The organism is Microbacterium sp. MPR-TSA4 (assembly GCF_058792815.1).
In genome coordinates, this window is record NZ_JBXAFF010000047.1 from 1 (window position 1) to 18,977 (window position 18,977).

The following is an 18,977-nucleotide window of genomic DNA, read 5'->3' on the forward strand; positions in this document are numbered from 1 at the left end:
ACCCCGCTCCGGCCCCCGCCCTGCATGACTCCGCCCGAGTCGCCCGTTGGGCTGCTCAGGGGTCACCCGCCGCCGGTTCCGATGGAGTCATGCGGATGAGTGCCGCATCCTCCACAGCGCCGCCCTGTCGCCCGGATGCCCAGGAGTTCTTCCGCAGCGGGCGCGAGCCGCCGGAGGCTGGTCAGCATTGCGGCATGGATCAGGTCGTCTGTCTCTCCGCACGCGAGCTCCTGGAGAGGGGAATGACCCGACACCGCATCGCGGAAGCCGTGCGACGCGGCCAGATCGTCCGTGCCCGCCGTGATCACTAGCTCCCCGCAACGGCTCCGGCGGCCGCCGTCGAGGCGGTGCGCGTCGGTGGACGTCTCACCTGTCTCAGCGCGCTGGCGACGCGCGGCGTCTTCGTGTTCGCCAACGACGCGCTCCATGTGCACGTCACCCGCGGAGCCAGCCGACTGCGAGCCCCCGACGATCGTCGGCGCCCGCTGCCGCAGCGGGCCGACCGCCGTGGGTTGCGTCTTCACTGGATGCCGCTGGCACGTCCGGAGGATGCCGACACCGTGTGCGTGGGTGTCTTCGACGCGCTGGTCCACGCCGTGCTCTGCCAGCCCCCGCGCTATGCCGTCGCGACCCTGGACTCCGCCCTCAACAAGGGACTGATCCGTCGCAGTGACCTCGATGCGCTGTTCTCGCACCTGCCGAGGCGGTATCGCACGCTGCGCCGGCGTCTCGACGGTCGCGCGCAGGCGGGCACCGAGAGTCTGGTCCGCGTGATGCTCTGGACGTTGGGTGCGCGCGCCGTCCCGCAGGTCTACTTCCGCGGGGTGGGCTTCGTGGATCTCCTCGTCGACGGATGGCTCGTCATAGAGTGCGACAGCAGGGAGTTCCACTCGGACTGGCGTCAGCAGGTCAAGGACCGCGAACGGGATCTCGCGCTCGCCGCCCGCGGCTACCTCACCCTGCGCCTGACGGCAGCGCAGATCCTGTACCGTCCCGACGAGGTGTACACCGCGCTGCGCGCCCTCGTGCAGGGTGGACGACCAGCGGCCGCGTCCCGGCGCAACTCCGCCTGAGCGGGGGCCCGGAAGGGGTCGAGCCCTCACAGTGACCGCGCAGGCGGAGTTGTGCAGACCACACCGGCACCCAGCCCGCGACGCCTGCTCGCGGGGCGGGGTCGGGGGAGGGGGTCAGCCGCGGCGCAGCAGCCCGACCTTGGCGTAGACGTCTGCGAGGGTCGCGTCGGCGACCTCCGCGGCGCGGTCGGCGTTGGCGGCGAGCACGCGATCCAGCTCCGCCGGGTCGTCGAGCAGCTCGAGCGCGCGCCGGCGCACCGGCCCGAACTCGCTCACGACGACCTCGGCGAGACCCTTCTTGAAGTCGCCGTAGCCGCGGCCCGCGTACTCGTCCTCGATCGACGGGATCTGGCGACCGGTCAGGGCCGCGTAGATCACGAGCAGGTTCGAGACGCCGGGCTTGTTCTCCTTGTCGTAGCGCACCGCGCCCTCGCTGTCGGTGACGGCGCGCATGATCTTCTTCGCCGACACGGCCGGGTCGTCCAGCATCCACAGCACACCTGCGTCGGACTCGGCGGACTTGCTCATCTTCGACGTCGGGTTCTGCAGGTCGTAGATGCGGGCGGTGTCCTTCTGGATCACCGGCATCGGCACCCGGAACGTCTCGCCGTACCGGCCGTTGAAGCGCTCGGCGAGGTCGCGGGTGAGCTCGACGTGCTGCTTCTGGTCGTCGCCGACCGGCACGATGTCGGTCTGGTAGAGCAGGATGTCGGCCGCCATCAGCACCGGATAGGTGAACAGGCCCACATTCGTCTGATCGGCGCCGTACCGGGCGGACTTGTCCTTGAACTGCGTCATGCGGCCGGCCTCGCCGAAGCCGGTGATCGTCGACAGCACCCAGGCGAGCTCGGCGTGCGCCCGCACGTGCGACTGCACGTAGAGGGTCGACTTCGACGGCTCGATGCCGGCCGCGATGTACTGCGCCGCCGTGCGGCGGGTCTTCTCGCGCAGCTCCGCCGGGTCGTTCGGCTGGGTGAGCGCGTGGAGGTCGACGACCGAGAAGAACGCCTCGTACGCCTCCTGCAGGTCACGCCACTGCAGGAGAGCCCCGATGTAGTTGCCGAGCTGGAGGGAGTCGGCGGAGGGCTGCATTCCGGAGTAGAGGCGGGGCCTGGTCATCGTCCAAGTCTAGAGAACGGATGCCGGGTCCCCGCCCGCCCGCGACCGCCGCCGCGCCGTCGCCAGAACGAGTAGTCGGCGATGACGGGCGCGTGATCGCTCCACCGGGTGTCCCAGGAGGGGGCGCGCACGACGCGGTAGTCGACCACCCGCTCCGCGAGCGCCGGGCTGGCGAGGTGGTAGTCGATGCGCCATCCGGTGTCGGTGTCGAACGCCTTCCCCCGGTTCGACCACCAGGAGTACGGTCCGTCGACCTCGCCCGCCCAGCGGCGGCCGACGTCGACCCAGCCCAGGCCGGTGCCGGTGGTCCCGTCGATGCAGGCGACCTCGGCACCGGCCGGGCCGAGGAACCGGTCGAAGTACGCGCGCTCCCGCGGCAGGAAGCCCGCCTTCTTCACGTTGCCGCGCCAATTGCGGATGTCGAGCTCGCGGTGACCGACGTTGAGATCGCCGGTGATCAGCGCGAGAGCGCCGAGCCGCGGCATCCGCGCCTCCATCGCGTCGAGGAAGGCGTACTTGGCGACTTGCTTCTCGGTGTCGGCCTCACCGGTGTGGACGTACGCGCTCACGACCGTGAGGCGCTCGCCGTCCACGTCGATGTCGGCCTCCACCCAGCGGCCCCGCGAGTCGAGCGCCTCGTCTCCGAGCTCGACGCGCCAGACGTCGATGGGTGCGCGCGCCGCGATCGCGACGCCGGCGCGGCCCTTCGCCAGCGCCTCGTCGTTGACGACGTGCCAGCCCGGCAGCGCCTCGGCCAGATGTGCGGCCTCGCCGCGCACCTCCTGCAGGGTGAGCACGTCGACGCCGGCGGACTCGAGCCAGGGCCGCATCCCCTTGCGAGCGGCGGCACGGATGCCGTTGACGTTGACCGAGGCGACGCGGAGGTTTCGAGGCACCAGACCACCCTAACCAGCGTCTCCGACACGGCCGGCTCGGGCGATGTCGGGGTCAGTCCAGCAGCAGCCCGCGCCGCGGCGGCGGTGCGTCCGCCTCGATGCGGGCGAGGTCGTCCTCGGCGCGCCTCAGCTCGCGGGTGGCGCTCCACCGGCCCCACCAGGGCGCTTCGCCGCGCGCCAGATGCGCGTCGCGCACGCGGATGCGGGCCGCGAGGAGGAGTGCGGCGTGCTCGCGGCGGCGCTGCTCGTCCTCGCTGAGCTGCTCGATCGGGACGTCGGCGTCCTGGGCCGTGAGGGCCACCCACGAGGCGGCGACGAGGATCACGATCCCCACGAGGCGGAACCACAGCAGGAAGCCGACGAACACGGAGAACGTGGCCAGCAGCGGGTTGGAGGGGGAGTACGACAGGAGGATGCCGGCGCCGTACTGCAGCACGACCATCGCCGCGCCGCCGAGCGCGGCGCCCGGGGCGATGAGCCGCCACCGCAGCGACGTCCCGGTCAGGAAACGGATGAGGGCGGCGATCGCCGCGGTGTTGATCGCGAAGGCGACCGCTGCCGAGGCGACCCGGCCGGTGCCCCACACCCACCCCGAGTAGTCGGGCCAGTCGAACAGCCTGAAGAGCAGCTCGATCGCCCCGGCCGCGATGGTGGCCAGCACCGCGCCGACGACGAGGGCCAGACCGAACAGGGCGGCGGCCAGGAAGTCGCGCGCCTTCAGCAGCACGTAGCTGCGGGTGTCGAACGGGAGGCCGAAGATGTCGCGCACCGCGCGGCGGGTGAAGGTGACGAACCCGATCGCCGTCCACAGGGCGGCGACGAAGGCGACCGCACCGGTGATGGCGAGCACGCTCGCCGACTCCTGGGCGATCTGCGCGACGTCCGCCTCGCTGACCAGGCCCTGCCCGTCCTGCTTGCCGATGAGTCCGGGGATGTACAGGTTGACGATCTGGATGAGGCCGTCGATCGCCTGCTCGCTGCCGCCGAGCCAGATGCCGACGATCGCGAAGCCGAAGTAGATCACCGCGAAGATCGCGAACAGCGATTGGTAGCTGATCGCCGCCGCCAGCAGGAACCCGTTCGCCCTCAGGAAGTGGCGCCACACGCGGATCGGGAACCACGCGAGGGTCTTGCGCGTGATCTTCGTCGCGCGCTCGATCGGCTCGTCCAGCCGCTCGCGCAGCGGCGACTGCTCCCAGCGCGCGCGCCACACGGCGTCCGCGCGTTCCGACGAATCCGTCACCCGTTCAGAGTAGCGATCGTGGATGCCGTGGCCCCCGCCGGGGCGCGGGACCCGGCATCCGTGGTCGTCTCAGCGCCCGCCGCGCAGCACGGCCTGCTTGACTTCGGCGATGGCCTTGGTGACCTCGATGCCGCGGGGGCACGCCTCGGTGCAGTTGAAGGTCGTACGGCAGCGCCAGACGCCTTCCTTGTCGTTGAGGATGTCCAGGCGCACATCGGCCGCGTCGTCGCGCGAGTCGAAGATGAAGCGGTGCGCGTTGACGATCGCGGCCGGGCCGAAGTACTGCCCGTCGGTCCAGAACACGGGACACGACGACGTGCACGCGGCGCAGAGGATGCACTTGGTGGTGTCGTCGAAGATCTCGCGGTCGACGATCGACTGGATGCGCTCCTTGCCGGCCTCGGGCTTGCTGTTGGCGATGAGGAACGGCTGCACCTCGCGGTACGACGCGAAGAACGGCTCCATGTCGACGACGAGGTCCTTCTCCAGCGGCAGGCCCTTGATCGCCTCGACGTAGATCGGCTTCGAGATGTCGAGGTCCTTGATCAGCGTCTTGCACGCCAGACGGTTGCGGCCGTTGATGCGCATGGCGTCGGAGCCGCAGATGCCGTGCGCGCACGAGCGGCGGAAGGTGAGCGAGCCGTCGACCTCCCACTTGATCTTGTGCAGCGCGTCGAGCACCCGGTCGGTGGGGTACATCTCGACGTCGTAGTCGACCCAGCGCGGCTCGCTGTCGGTCTCGGGGTCGAAGCGACGGATGATGAAGGTGACGAGGTACGACTGGATCGGAGCCTCACCGGTCGTCTCGGCGACGACGTCCTGTTCGACGATGGCGGTCGTCATCAGTACTTCCTCTCCATCGGGGGGTAGTTCAACTCGCCCTTGTCGTTCTTCGTGAACACGACGGGCTTCCAGTCGAGCTTGATGTGGTCCTCGGGGTCGGGGGAGTGCGGGTCGCCCGTGAGGTAGGCCATCGTGTGCTGCATGTACTGCTCGTCGTCGCGGTCGGGGTAGTCCTCGCGCATGTGGCCGCCGCGGCTCTCGCGGCGGTTGCGGGCGGCGTACGCGACGATCTCGGCGAGGTCGAGCAGGAAGCCGAGCTCGACGGCCTCGAGCAGGTCGGTGTTGAAGCGCTTGCCCTTGTCGTCGATGTGCACGTTCTTGAAGCGCTGGCGCAGGTCGTGGATGGTGCCCATCACGTTGGTGAGGGTCTCCTCGGTGCGGAAGACCTGGGCGTTGGCGTCCATCTCCTCCTGCAGCTTCTTGCGCAGCACCGCGACGCGCTCGGTGCCCGCGTTCGCGCGCAGGCCCTCGAGCATCTCGCGGACCTCCTTGGCCGGGTCCTCGGGCAGCGGCACGAAGTCGGCCGTCTGCACGTACTCGACGGCGTTGCGGCCGCTGCGCTTGCCGAAGACGTTGATGTCGAGCAGCGAGTTGGTGCCCAGGCGGTTGGCGCCGTGCACCGACACGCACGCGCACTCGCCGGCGGCGTAGAGGCCGGGCACGACGGTGTCGTTGTCCTGCAGCACCTCGCCGTTGTTGTTGGTCGGGATGCCGCCCATGGCGTAGTGGGCCGTCGGCATGACCGGCACCGGCTCGGTGACGGGGTCGACGCCCAGGTAGGTGCGCGCGAACTCGGTGATGTCGGGGAGCTTGGTCTCCAGCACCTCGGCCCCGAGGTGGGTGCAGTCCAGGTACACGTAGTCCTTGTGGGGACCGGCGCCGCGGCCTTCGAGCACCTCCTTGACCATGCAGCGGGCGACGATGTCACGCGGGGCGAGGTCCTTGATGGTCGGCGCGTAGCGCTCCATGAACCGCTCGCCGGAGGCGTTGCGGAGGATCGCGCCCTCGCCGCGGGCGCCTTCGGTGAGCAGGATGCCGAGACCCGCGAGACCGGTCGGGTGGAACTGGAAGAACTCGATGTCCTCCAGCGGCAGGCCCTTGCGCCACACGATGCCCACGCCGTCGCCGGTGAGGGTGTGCGCGTTGGAGGTCGTCTTGTAGATCTTGCCGAAACCGCCCGTGGCGAAGATGACGGCCTTGGAGTGGAAGACGTGCAGGTCGCCCGTGGCCAGCTCGTAGGCGACGACGCCGGCGACCTGGGTGTTGCCGTCGGCATCCTTCACCGTGATCAGGTCGAGCGCGTAGTACTCGTTGAAGAAGTTGATGCCGAGCCGCACGCAGTTCTGGAACAGCGTCTGCAGGATCATGTGTCCGGTGCGGTCGGCGGCGTAGCACGCGCGGCGGACCGGGGTCTTGCCGTGGTCGGCCGTGTGCCCGCCGAAGCGGCGCTGGTCGATCTTGCCCTCGGGGGTGCGGTTGAACGGCAGGCCCATGTTCTCGAGGTCGATGACGGCGTCGATGGCCTCGCGGGCGAGGATCTCCGCGGCATCCTGGTCGACGAGGTAGTCGCCGCCCTTGACGGTGTCGAAGGTGTGCCACTCCCAGGAGTCCTCTTCGACGTTCGCGAGCGCCGCCGCCATGCCGCCCTGGGCCGCACCGGTGTGCGAGCGGGTCGGGTACAGCTTGGTGATGACGGCGGTGCGGGCGCCGGGCCCGGCCTCGATCGCGGCGCGCATGCCGGCGCCGCCGGCGCCCACGATGACGATGTCGAACTCGTGGTAGTACACGCCGTCCTTCAGGACGGCCTCGGGATGCTGGGTAGTCACGTCAGGGATGCCTTGTCTTCTGCGTCGTCTTGTGCGGTGTCAGCGTGCGGCGCACATCTGGATGAGCCAGTCCGTCGTCGAGTTCTCCACACCCAGGCACGGGTCGAAGGTGAACACGACGAGGGTGCCGAGCAGGATCAGGAACCCTGCGGCGACCCACAGCGCCCAGACGAGCACCTTGCGGGTGGTGGCGCCGACGACGTAGTCGTTGACGATCGTGCGCATGCCGTTCGCGCCGTGGATGAGGGCGAGCCACAGCATCAACACGTCCCAGACCTGCCAGAACGGGCTCGCGAACTTGCCCGCCACGAACGCGAAGTCGATGCCGTGGATGCCTTCGCCCAGCATCAGGTTGACGAAGAGGTGGCCGAAGATGAGCACGACCAGCAGCACACCGGACACGCGCATGTAGATCCAGCCGGCCTTCTCCAGGTTCGCGCCCTTCTTGCGCACCTGAGGGGTGCGCGGCGCCGGGATGGCCTGCTCGTCGCTCGGGGTGAGGGTGGACATCAGTGACCGCCTCCGATGTTCGAGAGCACGATGGGGATGTGGCGTGCGGCGAAGCCGCCCACGGTCACGACCCACAGGCCCAGCACGCCCCACCACAGCTGACGCTGGTGACGGGTCGCCCACGGCCACAGGTCGACCGCGATGATGCGCAGGCCGTTGAAGGCGTGGTAGACGATCGCCGCGACGAGGGCGACCTCGCCGAAGCCCATGATCGGGTTCTTGTACGTGCCGATGACCGCGTCGTACGCCTCGGGGGAGAGGCGGATCAGCGCGGTGTCGAGCACGTGCACGAGCAGGAAGAAGAAGATGGCGACGCCGGTGATGCGGTGCAGAACCCAGGACCACATGCCCTCGTTGCCGCGGTAGAGCGTTCCGCGCGGCGTCTTGGACGTGGTCTGTGCTACCGACGGTGTGACGCGTGCTGGTGCAGACACGGTCGTCCTCCCTTGGTGTGAACGGACACCTCGGTACGGCGGGGGCAGGACTTCGGCCCCGGGGTTCACAACGGCACTGGACCCTCGGCGTCGCACACGGGCGCACTCATATCCTAGGTCGGCGTTCGAGACATGGGCGAGGAAGGCGACCCTAAGTTCTCTCGATATCGAGAGAACCGGAATGAAACCGCCTTCTTTCGGAAACGGGTGCGTCACCCGCCGACGGCTAGCCTGTCTGCATGGCCGATCCGATCGACGACTTCTACGCCGTGATCCCCGCGGGGGGTGTCGGCAGCCGCCTGTGGCCCCTCTCCCGCGCGGATGCGCCCAAGTTCCTGCACGACCTCACCGGGTCGGGCCACTCGCTGCTGCGCGACACGTGGGACCGCCTCGCGCCGCTGTCCGGTGCCGACCGCATCGCGGTCGTCACGGGGCGCGCGCATCGCGCCGCGGTGGAGGAGCAGCTTCCCGGCATCCCCGACCACAACGTCTTCCTCGAGTCCGAGCCGCGCGACTCGGCGGCCGCGATCGGCCTGGCCGCGGCGATCCTCCACCGCCGAGAGCCCGACGTGATCATCGGCTCGTTCGCCGCCGACCACGTGATCCGCGGCACGCGCGTGTTCGAGTTCGCGGTCCGCGACGCCGTCGAGGTCGCGCGCGAGGGCTACATCTGCACCGTCGGAATCGCCCCCTCGGAGCCCGCCGTGGGGTTCGGCTACATCAAGCGCGGCGGTGAGCTGATCGTCGACGGGGCGCGAGACGCGTCGCTCGTCGAGCGCTTCGTGGAGAAGCCCGACCTCGAGACGGCGAAGAAGTACCTCGCCGACCGCGACTACCTCTGGAACGCGGGCATGTTCATCTCGCGCGCCGATGTGCTGCTCGCCGAGATCGCGGCCAACAACCCCGAGCTGCACGCGGGACTGCTCGAGCTGGCCGAGGCCTGGGACGACCGCGAGCGGCGGGGACCCGCCGTCGACCGGATCTGGCCGAAGCTGCCCAAGATCGCGATCGACTACGTCGTGGCGGAGCCGGCGGCCGAGAAGGGGCGGCTGGCCGTCGTGCCGGGGCACTTCGACTGGGACGACGTCGGCGACTTCGCCAGCCTCGCCAAGCTCAACAGCGGGGGACGCAAGAACGATCTGGCGATCCTCGGCGAGAACGCCCGCATCCTCTCGGATGCCGCGAGCGGCATCGTCGTCAGCCACACCAACCGCGTCATCAGCCTCATCGGCGTGAAGGACATCGTCGTCGTCGACACCCCGGACGCGCTCCTGGTGACCACCAGCGAGCACGCCCAGCGCGTCAAGGGCGTCGTCGACGCGTTGAAGCTGACGGGTCGCGGCGACGTCCTCTGAGTCGCGGCGACGGGCAGGATGCCGCCTGCGTGTCCGCTTGATTGCGTCTTTGTAACCTTTCGCCCGCACCCGGGTGTGCAGCGTGCAAATCCCACGTCACAGTAGGTAACTTCGATCCGTGCGCCCGCGAAATCCGTGGGTCTATCAATGTGGAGGCTGCATTGACCATCTCGACCACCAAGAAGCTCGCCGGCATCACAGCTGCCGCGGGGCTCATCATCGCCCTCGCCGGCTGCGGCTCGGCCCCTGACGCCGCGAGCACCGGGACGGGAGCCGCGGGCGGCACCGTCGTCGACGGTTTCAAGCCCTGCCTGGTCTCGGACGCGGGCGGTTGGGACGACAAGTCGTTCAACGAGTCCGCCAAGAACGGCATGGACAAGGCCGTCGGCGAGCTCGGCATCCAGGCCGTCGAGTTCGAGTCGACCAACGACAACGACTACGCGCCGAACATGACGACCGCCATCTCCGAGGGCTGCACCCTGATCATCTCGGTCGGCTTCAAGCTCGCCGCCGCCACGGTCGAGGCCGCCAAGGCGAACCCGACGCTGGACTTCGCGATCATCGACGACTACGCCGACACCGACTTCGACGGCAAGACCGACGCCCCGAACATCAAGCCCCTCGTCTTCAACACCGCCGAGGCGGCCTACCTGGGCGGCTACGCCGCCGCGGCATGGTCGGCGCAGGCCGGCGTGAACAAGGTCGGCACCTTCGGCGGCATGCAGATCCCCTCCGTCGCGGTCTTCATGGACGGCTACGAGCAGGGCGTGAAGAAGTACAACGAGGACAAGAGCGCCAACGTCCAGGTCGTCGGTTGGGACAGCGCTGAGCAGAAGGGCTCGTTCACCGGGGCCTTCGACGCCAACGACACGGCCAAGCAGACCGCGCAGGGCGTTCTCGACCAGGGCGTCGACGTCATCCTCCCCGTCGGCGGACCCATCTACAAGAGCGCGGCGGCGGCGATCGCCGACAGCGGCAAGGACACCCTGATGCTCGGCGTCGACAGCGACCTCGCCGTCGCCGACCCGAACGTCGCCTCGGTCACCCTCGTCTCGATCATGAAGGCCATCGACGTCGCCGTGTACGACGCGACGATCGCGGCTTCCAAGGGCGAGTTCGACCCGACCCCCTACGTCGGCACGCTGAAGAACGAGGGCGTCAAGCTCTCGAGCTTCCACGACTTCGAGTCGAAGCTGCCGGCCGGTCTCACCGACGAGCTGACCAAGCTCCAGGACGACATCATCGCGGGGACCATCAAGGTCGAGTCGAAGAACTCGCCCGCCGGCTCCTGATCTGACGCGGACGCACTCGGGGCGAGCAGCCGCAAGCTGCTCGCCCCGAGTTCCGTTCGTCCGCCTTCCGCCAGAAATTCCGACCCAGGTAGGGTGCATCTATGAAGCTCGAGCTCCGCGGGATCACGAAGAGATTCGGCAGCCTCGTCGCCAACGACCACATCGATCTCGTGGTCGAATCCGGGGAGATCCACGCGCTCCTCGGCGAGAACGGCGCCGGCAAGTCCACGCTCATGAACGTGCTGTACGGCCTCTATCGCGCCGACGAGGGCGAGATCCTCCTCGACGACCAGGCGCAGCACTTCCGCGGCCCCGGCGACGCCATGGCCGCGGGCATCGGCATGGTCCACCAGCACTTCATGCTCATCCCCGTCTTCACCGTCGCCGAGAACGTCATGCTCGGCCACGAGGACACCAAGGCCTTCGGCCGTCTCGACCTCAACGCCGCCCGTGCACACGTGCGCAGCGTCGCGCAGCGCTTCGGCTTCGAGATCGACCCCGACGCCCTCGTGGGCGACCTCCCCGTCGGCGTGCAGCAGCGCGTCGAGATCATCAAAGCGCTCTCGCGCGACGCGAAGGTGCTCGTGTTCGACGAGCCGACCGCCGTGCTCACTCCCCAGGAGACCGACGAGCTGATGGCGATCATGCGCCAGCTGCGCGACGAGGGCACCTCCATCGTCTTCATCACCCACAAGCTGCGTGAGGTCCGCGAAGTGGCGGACCGCATCACCGTCATCCGCCTCGGCAAGGTCGTCGGCGAGGCGTCGCCCACCGCGACGAACGCCGAGCTCGCCTCCCTCATGGTCGGACGCGCCGTCGAGCTGACCGTGCACAAGGAGGCGCCGCGGACGCGCGAGGGCGGGCTGAGCGTGCGCGGGCTGCGCGTGCTCACGGCATCCGGTGCGATCGTCGTCGACGACGTCGACCTCGAGGTGCGTCCCGGTGAGGTGCTCGCCGTCGCCGGCGTCCAGGGCAACGGGCAGACCGAGCTCGTCGAGGCGATCGTCGGGCTGGCCGCCCGCGTCGAGGGCTCCATCAGCCTCGACGGCACCGAACTCGTCGGCAAGAACGTCCGTGCGATCCTCGACGAAGGCGTCGGGTTCGTCCCCGAAGACCGCAAGGAGGACGGCCTCGTCGGCGGGTTCTCCGTCGCCGAGAACCTCATCCTGGACCGCTCCGCGGAGTCGGCCTTCGCCGCCGCCGGCACGCTGCGCCGGGGCGCGATCGACGCGTTCGCCCGCGACCGCATCCAGGAGTACGACATCCGCACGCAGGGACCGGACACCCTCGCCGGCACCCTCTCGGGCGGAAACCAGCAGAAGGTCGTCATCGCCCGGGAGATGAGCCGCGAGCTCCGCCTGCTCGTCGTCGCCCAGCCGACCCGCGGTGTCGACGTCGGCTCGATCGAGTTCATCCACCGTCGCATCATCGAGACGCGCGATTCCAGCATCCCCGTCATCGTCGTCTCCACCGAGCTGGACGAGGTCAGCGCGCTCGCCGACCGCATCGCCGTGATGTATCGCGGCACGATCGTCGGCGTCGTCCCCGGTGACACGCCCCGCGACACCCTCGGTCTCATGATGGCCGGAGCACACGACCCGGAGGTGGCCGCATGAGCGGATCGACGCCCATCAACGACGGCACGGGCGCGCCGCACGGCGACGCCGAGCTGCCCCGCGCGACCGGTCCGCTGACCGGCGAGCCCGCACCCCGCGAGGGAGAGGAGTTCCCGCCGACGCGGTCGGGAGTCTTCCTCAAGGAGCTGCTGCGCGGCAGCGCGGTGACGACATTCCTGGCCATCGTGCTCGCCATGATCGTCGGCGGCATCCTCATCGCCGTGACCAACAAGGACGTGCAGGCGGCATCCTCCTACTTCTTCGCGCGGCCCGGCGACACCCTCGTCGCGATCTGGCAGGCCGTCTACAACGGCTACGAGGCGCTCTTCCGGGGTGCCGTGTTCAACGCCCGCGGCGCCGACTTCGCGGCGCAGATCCGCCCCCTGACCAACTCGCTCGGGTTCGCGACGCCGCTCATCGCGGCCGGCCTCGGCGTCGCTCTCGCCTTCCGTGCGGGACTGTTCAACATCGGCGCACGTGGTCAGATGCTCGTCGGTGCGATCTTCGCCGGCCTGTTCGCGTTCAACCTCGATCTGCCGATGTGGCTGCACCTTCCCCTCACGCTGCTCGCCGGCATCGTCGGCGGTGCGCTCTGGGGCGGCCTCGTGGGCCTGCTGAAGGCCAAGACCGGGGCGCACGAGGTGATCCTCACGATCATGCTCAACTACGTCGCGTTCTACCTCCTGCTCTGGATGACGCGCACGCCCGGGCTGCTGCAGGCGCCCGGCACCAACCAGCCGCAGACGAGGCCCACGCCCGCCTCCGCGCAGTTCCCCGACCTCCTCGGCCCGCTCTTCCCGCAGCTGGACTGGGGCTTCGTCGTGGTGCTCGCGGCCACCGTGTTCGTGTGGTGGCTCATCGAGCGCTCGAGCCTCGGCCTGCGGCTGCGCGCCGTCGGCGAGAACCCGCGCGCCGCCCGGGCCGCGGGCATGAGCGTGGACCGCCTCTACATCTACGCGATGCTCTTCGCGGGCGGTCTGGCCGGACTCGCCGCCATGAACCAGGTCCAGGGCACCGTCACCACGGGTTTCGGCGCGACGATCGACGCCGGCATCGGCTTCGACGCGATCACCGTCGCCCTCCTCGGGCGCAGCCGCGCGTGGGGGACGCTGGCGGCCGGCATCCTCTTCGGCGCACTCAAGGCGGGGTCCTTCTCGATGCAGGCCCAGGGCATCCCCGTGGACATCGTGCTCGTCGTGCAGTCGCTGATCGTGCTGTTCATCGCGGCGCCGCCGCTGCTGCGCGCCGTGTTCTTCCTTCCCAAGACCGACGCAGAGAAGGCGGCCAAAGCGCGAGCGAAGGCCGCGAAGAAGGCGGTGGCCGCATGAGCGCCTCGACACCGGCAGCCCAGATCGAGCAGAGCGACGGCACCATCCAGCTGGCCGTCGTCCGGGAGCGCCACTTCAAGGCGCCCATCGTCCTCGCGGTGATCGTCGTGCTGCTGGCGGCGCTGTTCGGCCTGGCGCCGCGCGACGGCATCTCGACCTTCCGCCTCGGCGACCCGTCGCAGTCCTTCGGCCTGCCCGACGTGGGCGTCCCCACCGCGCCGACCGCCTGGGCGCTGTGGGCCGTGCTGATCGTGCTGACCCTCGGTGCGGCCTGGCGGGCATGGACCTACCGGCGTCCGTCCCTGTGGCTGACGATCGCGTTCGGCGTCCTCGGCGTCGTGGCGTTCCTGGTGTGGGCCGCCGCCGACGGGTTCGTGCCCGTCTCGAGCCTGCTGTTCGGCGCCGTCTCGCTCTCGGTGCCCCTCGTCTTCGGTGCGCTCGGCGGTGTGATCGGCGAACGCGTGGGCGTGGTCAACGTCGCGATCGAAGGGCAGCTGCTGCTCGGCGCGTTCTCGGCCGCCGTGCTCTCCAGCATCACGCACAACCCGTTCATCGGGCTGCTCGGGGCCATGGTCGGAGGCGTGCTCGTCTCGTTCGTGCTCGCGGCGTTCGCGATCAAGTACCTCGTCGACCAGGTCATCGTCGGTGTCGTGCTGAACGTCCTCGTGACCGGTCTGACCGGCTTCCTGTACGGCGCGCTGCTGGCTCCCAACGAGCAGCAGCTCAACACCCCCGAGCGCTTCGGCCGCATCCAGATCCCGGTGCTGAGCGAGATCCCGATCCTCGGCCCGGTGCTGTTCAACCAGACCTTCATCGTGTACCTCATGTTCGTGACGGTGCCGCTCGTGGCCTGGGGCCTCTACCGCACGCGGTGGGGCCTGCGCCTGCGCGCGGTGGGCGAGCACCCGCAGGCGGCCGACACGGTCGGCATCAAGGTGAACACGTCCCGGTTCTGGAACGTGTCGCTGGCCGGCGCGATCGCCGGCATCGGCGGCGCGTACTTCACGCTCGTCTCGGTGCCGCAGTTCGGAAAGGACATGACCGCCGGACTCGGCTTCATCGCCCTCGCGGCGGTCATCTTCGGTCGCTGGGACCCGATCCGCGCGACCCTCGCCGCACTGCTGTTCGGCTTCGCGACCAACCTGCAGAACCTGCTGACGATCCTGAAGACACCGATCCCCAGCGAGTTCATGCTCATGCTGCCCTACGTCGTGACGATCCTCGCGGTCGCCGGCTTCGCCGGTCAGATCCGCGGGCCCGCGGCATCCGGCAAGCCCTATATCAAGGAGTGACCTCTCACATGACCGACATCGACTGGGACGAGCTGCGCGCCGTCGCCACCGACGCGATGCAGCGCGCCTACGCGCCGTACTCCCGCTACCGGGTGGGCGCTGCGGCGCTCGTCAGCGACGGGCGGATCGTGTCGGGATGCAACGTCGAGAACGCGTCCTACGGGGTGGGCCTGTGCGCGGAGTGCGCGCTCGTCGGCGATCTGCACATGTCCGGCGGCGGCCAGCTCGTCGCGTTCGTGTGCGTCAACAACGACGGCGAGACGATCATGCCGTGCGGGCGATGCCGCCAGCTCCTCAACGAGTTCGCCCTCCCCGGCATGCTGCTGGAGACCGTCTCCGGCATCCGCACGATCGACGAGGTGCTGCCCGACGCGTTCGGTCCCCGCGACCTCGACGAGGTGTCGCGATGAGCTCGACGACGGATGCCGCCGTGGAGCCGTTCGACGCCGTCGACGTCATCCGCACCAAGCGCGACGGCGGGGCGGTGGCCGAAGACGCCCTGCGCTGGATGATCGACGCCTACACGCGTGAGTACGTCGCCGACTCGCAGATGGCCGCGTTCGCGATGGCGGTGCTGCTCAACGGCATGAACCGCGACGAGATCCGCGTCATGACCGACGCGATGATCGCCTCGGGGGAGCGGATGAGCTTCGCCGGACTCGGCAAGCGCACCGTCGACAAGCACTCCACCGGCGGGGTCGGCGACAAGATCACCCTGCCGCTCGCGCCGCTCGTCGCCGCCTTCGGCGTCGCCGTGCCGCAGCTGTCCGGCCGGGGACTCGGTCACACCGGCGGCACGCTCGACAAGCTCGAGTCCATCCCGGGATGGCGCGCCGCGCTGTCGAACGAGGAGATGTTCGCGCAGCTGCGCGACGTCGGCGCCGTCATCTGCGCGGCCGGTTCCGGCCTCGCGCCGGCGGACAAGCGGCTGTACGCCCTGCGCGACGTCACCGGCACGGTCGAGGCCATCCCGCTGATCGCCTCGAGCATCATGTCCAAGAAGATCGCCGAGGGCACCGACGCGCTCGTGCTGGACGTCAAGTTCGGCTCCGGCGCATTCATGCGCGACGTCGACAAGGCGCGCGAGCTCGCCCGCACCATGGTGGCCCTGGGCACCGACTCCGGAGTTGCGACCACGGCGCTGCTCACCGACATGAACACGCCGCTCGGCCTCGCCATCGGCAACGCCAACGAGGTGCGGGAGTCGGTCGAGGTGCTCGCCGGTGGCGGTCCCGCCGACATCGTCGAGCTGACCGTCGCGCTCGCCCGCGAGATGCTCGCCCTCGCCGGACAGCCCGACGCCGATGTCGAGGCGGCGCTCCGCGACGGCCGGGCGATGGACGCCTGGCGGGAGATGATCCGCGCCCAGGACGGCGATCCCGACGCGCCGCTGCCGACCCCGCGGGAGACCCACACCGTCACGGCGCCGCGCGACGGGGTGCTCACCCGTCTGGAGGCGCTGCCTTTTGGGATCGCCGCGTGGCGCCTCGGCGCCGGTCGTGCGCGCGCCCAGGACCCCGTCGTCCACGCGGCCGGCATCGACCTGCACGTCAAGCCCGGCGCGCCGATCACCGCCGGTCAGCCGTTGTTCACCCTCCTGGCGGATGATGGGAAGCGCTTCGAGCGCGCCCTCGACGCCCTCGAGGGCGCTTGGGAGATCGGAACGGACGCCCCGGCATCCGCGCCGATCGTCCTCGAGCGCATCACCGCCTGACCCGCCGCCCTCTCCGCGTCACCCCACCAGAAGGAAGCCCTCATGGCCATCGACCCGCACGCAGACCCGAAGATCGAAGGCGTCTCGATCCGGTCGCTCCCGAAGGTGTCGCTCCACGACCACCTCGACGGCGCCCTGCGCCCCCAGACGATCATCGAGCTCGCCGACGAGATCGGTCTCGACGTCCCGTCGACGGATGCCGACGAGCTCGCCGACTGGTTCGAGGACCAGAGCGACTCCGGCTCGCTGGTGGAGTACCTGAAGACCTTCGACCTGACGACGGCGGTCATGCAGAGCGCCGACGGGCTGCGGCGCGTCGCGAAGGAGTTCGTCGAGGACCTCGCCGCCGACGGCGTGATCTACGGCGAGGTGCGGTGGGCTCCCGAGCAGCACATCGGCGGAGGCCTCAGCCTCGAGGAGGCCGTCGAAGCCGTGCAGGAGGGCATCGAGGAGGGCGAGGACGCCGTCGACCGCTCGGGTCGCGACATCCGCGTCGGCCAGCTGATCACCGCGATGCGCCACGCCGACCGGTCGCTGGAGATCGCCCGGCTCGCCGTGGCTTTCCGCGGGCGCGGCGCCGTCGGCTTCGACATCGCGGGAGCGGAGGACGGGTTCCTCCCGTCCCGTCACCGCGCCGCGTTCGACTACCTCGCGTCGGAGTTCTTCCCCGTGACGGTGCACGCCGGCGAGGCTGCGGGTCTCGACTCGATCCGGTCGGCGCTGCTGGACGGCCGCGCCCTGCGCCTCGGCCACGGCGTGCGCATCGCGGAGGACCTGGAGGTCGTGCAGCAGAAGGGCGAGGAGGTGCTGGTCACCTTCGGCGACCTCGCCCGGTGGGTGCGCGACCGCGAGATCCCGCTCGAGCTCTCGCCGTCGTCCAACCTGCAGACCGGCGCGATCGCCGCGTGGGGCACGAGCCTGGAGGACCACCCGTTCGACCTGCTGTACCAGCTTGGCTTCGCCGTGACGGTCAACGTCGACAACCGCACGATGAGCCGGACCTCGCTGACGCGCGAGCTGGCGCTGCTCGCGGAGACGTTCGAGTACAGCCTGGAGGACCTCGAGGCGTTCCAGCTCAACGCCGCCGCGGGGGCGTTCCTCTCGGTCGAGGAGCGCGAGGAGCTCATCGAGCTCATCGGCGAGGGCTTCGACGCCTGACCCCGCGGGGTGAGCGCGGCGGCGCTCCGGGCCCCTGCGCTCGTCCCGCACTCCTCCATCCCGTGGTTCATTCGGCGGTGGGGGAGGGTCGGCGCCGTGAGCGCCGCGACCTGGAGGAGTTCGGGACGCCGCGCGCTGACACGGCCCGGGGGTGACGGAGCACGTCGCGCATCGCGGCCACCAGGTCGTCGTACGCGAACAGGATGTCCTCCGCCAGCGGCCGCACGGTGGTGTACCCGAGCCGCGCCGCTGCGAGGTCACGCCGCAGGTCCCGCCGCCGAGCGGCCCAGTCCGCGTGGAACCCGCGGCTGTCGCACTCGACGATCAGCCATCCGTCCACCAGCAGGTCGACGCGGCCGACGCCGGCGATCTCCACCTGCACCTGCACGTCGTGACCGAGCGTCCGCAGCAGCAATCGCATGAGGGTCTCCGTCCCCGCCTCGCTCCGCGGGTCGACGAGAGGGCGCAGCGCCCGGTGCCGGTGGGGGAGGCGCCGGAACACCTCGGCGATGCCGCCCTCGTCGACGAGGCCGTGGTGCCAGGCGGAGTCGAGGGTGGCCACGGCATCCCGCGGGGACTGGCAGAGCACGGCTTGCACGAGCGCGCTGACGACATCGACCGTCAGCGCGCCCTCGCCGTCGGCATCCGCTTCGCGCCAGTGCGCGACGATGCGCGCGTCCCGCGGGGGCAGGCGACTCGCTCCGCGATCGATGTGCACATGCAGGGTCGCCGTGTCGCGCACGAAGACGCCGAGCGCCGACAGCAGCGAGATGCAGCCCAGCCGGGCTCCGAGCCGGGCCGCCGTGACCAGGGCGGGATCGGTGTCGGCCGGGACGTAGCGTCCCTGCCGTACGCGAAGGATCGAGCCGCCGTCGACCATGCGGCGCAGATCGCGTTTGCCGATGCCGTGCCGACGCAACTGCGCGGTGGTCCAGCGGCGGCTGCGGAGGAGGACGGATGCGAGGTCGCGAGGCGAGGGCATCCCGTCAGCGCACCACGGCGGTCGCCGCGGAGAAGCGCCCCGGCGTGATCTGTGGACAGCCCCACGGTGCTCGGCCGTGGGGAGGAGGCTTCGAGGTAGGGGTGTCGGGGCACCGCCGGGCCCGAACTCCTCCAGCAGGTCCGTCTCCGGGGTCGTGCCGGCTCCAGGTGGCCGTTGCCGCGCGAGATGGAGGAGTTCGGGCCGCGGCGGGCCGGGCAGGTTCGACGCGCGGCGGGCCGGAGAGGCCGCGCCGGGACGGGCCGCGCCGGGCCGGGCAGGGGCGGCGGGTGCCGAGG

The 18,977-nt window shown here is 70.1% G+C and carries 18 protein-coding genes; 9 read left to right on the forward strand and 9 right to left on the reverse strand.

The features are described from left to right. Window positions 1-62 precede the first annotated feature (62 nt). Window positions 63-524, reverse strand: a complete 462-nt coding sequence (locus tag AC1Q49_RS13955) for a hypothetical protein (protein ID WP_492492874.1) — start codon at window positions 522-524, stop codon at window positions 63-65. A 3-nt stretch (window positions 525-527) separates the two neighbouring features. Between AC1Q49_RS13955 and AC1Q49_RS13960 the strand changes: the two genes are divergently transcribed. Next, the gene (locus AC1Q49_RS13960; protein ID WP_492492876.1) at window positions 528-1,073 is read left to right on the forward strand and encodes an endonuclease domain-containing protein; all 546 of its coding nucleotides are present in this window, start codon (window positions 528-530) and stop codon (window positions 1,071-1,073) included. 114 nt (window positions 1,074-1,187) lie between these two features. Here the strand turns inward: AC1Q49_RS13960 and trpS are convergent, their stop codons facing one another. The 7 genes from trpS to sdhC all read right to left on the reverse strand — a co-directional run bounded on the left by trpS (window position 1,188) and on the right by sdhC (window position 7,944). After that, window positions 1,188-2,192, reverse strand: coding sequence for a tryptophan--tRNA ligase (trpS, locus tag AC1Q49_RS13965; protein ID WP_492492878.1), 1,005 nt, complete (start codon window positions 2,190-2,192; stop codon window positions 1,188-1,190). Beyond that, window positions 2,189-3,088 carry an exodeoxyribonuclease III gene (locus tag AC1Q49_RS13970; protein ID WP_492492880.1) on the reverse strand — a complete coding sequence of 300 codons (900 nt, stop codon included), beginning with the start codon at window positions 3,086-3,088 and terminating at the stop codon, window positions 2,189-2,191. Before AC1Q49_RS13970 ends, trpS begins: the two co-directional genes overlap by 4 nt. A 52-nt stretch (window positions 3,089-3,140) precedes the next feature. Further along, window positions 3,141-4,331, reverse strand: a complete 1,191-nt coding sequence (locus AC1Q49_RS13975; RefSeq protein WP_492492882.1) for a YihY/virulence factor BrkB family protein — start codon at window positions 4,329-4,331, stop codon at window positions 3,141-3,143. 69 nt (window positions 4,332-4,400) lie between these two features. Then, window positions 4,401-5,174: a succinate dehydrogenase iron-sulfur subunit gene (locus AC1Q49_RS13980; RefSeq protein ID WP_060960993.1), complete on the reverse strand. Its 774-nt coding sequence runs from the start codon at window positions 5,172-5,174 to the stop codon at window positions 4,401-4,403. Then, complete coding sequence (sdhA, locus tag AC1Q49_RS13985) at window positions 5,174-7,000, reverse strand: succinate dehydrogenase flavoprotein subunit (RefSeq protein WP_492492884.1); 1,827 nt, start codon at window positions 6,998-7,000, stop codon at window positions 5,174-5,176. Before sdhA ends, AC1Q49_RS13980 begins: the two co-directional genes overlap by 1 nt. A gap of 39 nt (window positions 7,001-7,039) precedes the next feature. Continuing rightward, the gene (locus AC1Q49_RS13990; RefSeq protein WP_060960991.1) at window positions 7,040-7,510 is read right to left on the reverse strand and encodes a succinate dehydrogenase hydrophobic membrane anchor subunit; all 471 of its coding nucleotides are present in this window, start codon (window positions 7,508-7,510) and stop codon (window positions 7,040-7,042) included. Then, window positions 7,510-7,944 carry a succinate dehydrogenase, cytochrome b556 subunit gene (gene sdhC, locus AC1Q49_RS13995; protein ID WP_005048122.1) on the reverse strand — a complete coding sequence of 145 codons (435 nt, stop codon included), beginning with the start codon at window positions 7,942-7,944 and terminating at the stop codon, window positions 7,510-7,512. The genes AC1Q49_RS13990 and sdhC overlap by 1 nt, the downstream gene beginning before the upstream one ends. Before the next feature lie 239 nt (window positions 7,945-8,183). Between sdhC and AC1Q49_RS14000 the strand changes: the two genes are divergently transcribed. The 8 genes from AC1Q49_RS14000 to AC1Q49_RS14035 all read left to right on the forward strand — a co-directional run bounded on the left by AC1Q49_RS14000 (window position 8,184) and on the right by AC1Q49_RS14035 (window position 17,699). Then, window positions 8,184-9,299 (forward strand): mannose-1-phosphate guanylyltransferase, encoded by a 1,116-nt coding sequence (locus AC1Q49_RS14000; RefSeq protein WP_060960990.1) that lies wholly within the window; start codon window positions 8,184-8,186, stop codon window positions 9,297-9,299. A 161-nt stretch (window positions 9,300-9,460) separates the two neighbouring features. Further along, on the forward strand, window positions 9,461-10,591 hold the full coding sequence (locus AC1Q49_RS14005; protein WP_060960989.1) for a BMP family lipoprotein: 1,131 nt from the start codon (window positions 9,461-9,463) through the stop codon (window positions 10,589-10,591). A 101-nt stretch (window positions 10,592-10,692) separates the two neighbouring features. Next, window positions 10,693-12,207, forward strand: a complete 1,515-nt coding sequence (locus AC1Q49_RS14010) for an ABC transporter ATP-binding protein (protein WP_492492888.1) — start codon at window positions 10,693-10,695, stop codon at window positions 12,205-12,207. Next, window positions 12,204-13,535 (forward strand): ABC transporter permease, encoded by a 1,332-nt coding sequence (locus AC1Q49_RS14015; protein WP_060960987.1) that lies wholly within the window; start codon window positions 12,204-12,206, stop codon window positions 13,533-13,535. The genes AC1Q49_RS14010 and AC1Q49_RS14015 overlap by 4 nt, the downstream gene beginning before the upstream one ends. Further along, window positions 13,532-14,827, forward strand: a complete 1,296-nt coding sequence (locus AC1Q49_RS14020) for an ABC transporter permease (RefSeq protein ID WP_060960986.1) — start codon at window positions 13,532-13,534, stop codon at window positions 14,825-14,827. Before AC1Q49_RS14015 ends, AC1Q49_RS14020 begins: the two co-directional genes overlap by 4 nt. A gap of 8 nt (window positions 14,828-14,835) precedes the next feature. Beyond that, a complete protein-coding gene (locus AC1Q49_RS14025; protein ID WP_492492891.1) occupies window positions 14,836-15,237 on the forward strand; it encodes a cytidine deaminase in 402 nt (133 codons plus the stop codon). After that, the gene (locus AC1Q49_RS14030; RefSeq protein ID WP_492492893.1) at window positions 15,234-16,541 is read left to right on the forward strand and encodes a thymidine phosphorylase; all 1,308 of its coding nucleotides are present in this window, start codon (window positions 15,234-15,236) and stop codon (window positions 16,539-16,541) included. Before AC1Q49_RS14025 ends, AC1Q49_RS14030 begins: the two co-directional genes overlap by 4 nt. A gap of 42 nt (window positions 16,542-16,583) precedes the next feature. After that, window positions 16,584-17,699, forward strand: a complete 1,116-nt coding sequence (locus tag AC1Q49_RS14035; protein ID WP_492492895.1) for an adenosine deaminase — start codon at window positions 16,584-16,586, stop codon at window positions 17,697-17,699. Between the two features lie 67 nt (window positions 17,700-17,766). On the opposite strand, the gene AC1Q49_RS14040 is transcribed toward AC1Q49_RS14035, so the two are convergent. Beyond that, the gene (locus tag AC1Q49_RS14040) at window positions 17,767-18,681 is read right to left on the reverse strand and encodes a hypothetical protein (protein WP_492492897.1); all 915 of its coding nucleotides are present in this window, start codon (window positions 18,679-18,681) and stop codon (window positions 17,767-17,769) included. Window positions 18,682-18,977 lie beyond the last annotated feature (296 nt).

Coding starts and splice junctions, on each gene's coding strand:
- AC1Q49_RS14040 (WP_492492897.1), bottom strand. CDS start 18,681: ATGCCCTCGCCTCGCGACCTCGCATCCGTCCTCCTCCGCAGCCGCCGC.
- AC1Q49_RS13990 (WP_060960991.1), bottom strand. CDS start 7,510: ATGTCCACCCTCACCCCGAGCGACGAGCAGGCCATCCCGGCGCCGCGC.
- trpS (WP_492492878.1), bottom strand. CDS start 2,192: ATGACCAGGCCCCGCCTCTACTCCGGAATGCAGCCCTCCGCCGACTCC.
- AC1Q49_RS14015 (WP_060960987.1), top strand. CDS start 12,204: ATGAGCGGATCGACGCCCATCAACGACGGCACGGGCGCGCCGCACGGC.
- AC1Q49_RS14010 (WP_492492888.1), top strand. CDS start 10,693: ATGAAGCTCGAGCTCCGCGGGATCACGAAGAGATTCGGCAGCCTCGTC.
- AC1Q49_RS14025 (WP_492492891.1), top strand. CDS start 14,836: ATGACCGACATCGACTGGGACGAGCTGCGCGCCGTCGCCACCGACGCG.
- AC1Q49_RS14020 (WP_060960986.1), top strand. CDS start 13,532: ATGAGCGCCTCGACACCGGCAGCCCAGATCGAGCAGAGCGACGGCACC.
- AC1Q49_RS14000 (WP_060960990.1), top strand. CDS start 8,184: ATGGCCGATCCGATCGACGACTTCTACGCCGTGATCCCCGCGGGGGGT.
- AC1Q49_RS13960 (WP_492492876.1), top strand. CDS start 528: ATGCCGCTGGCACGTCCGGAGGATGCCGACACCGTGTGCGTGGGTGTC.
- AC1Q49_RS14030 (WP_492492893.1), top strand. CDS start 15,234: ATGAGCTCGACGACGGATGCCGCCGTGGAGCCGTTCGACGCCGTCGAC.
- AC1Q49_RS14035 (WP_492492895.1), top strand. CDS start 16,584: ATGGCCATCGACCCGCACGCAGACCCGAAGATCGAAGGCGTCTCGATC.
- AC1Q49_RS13980 (WP_060960993.1), bottom strand. CDS start 5,174: ATGACGACCGCCATCGTCGAACAGGACGTCGTCGCCGAGACGACCGGT.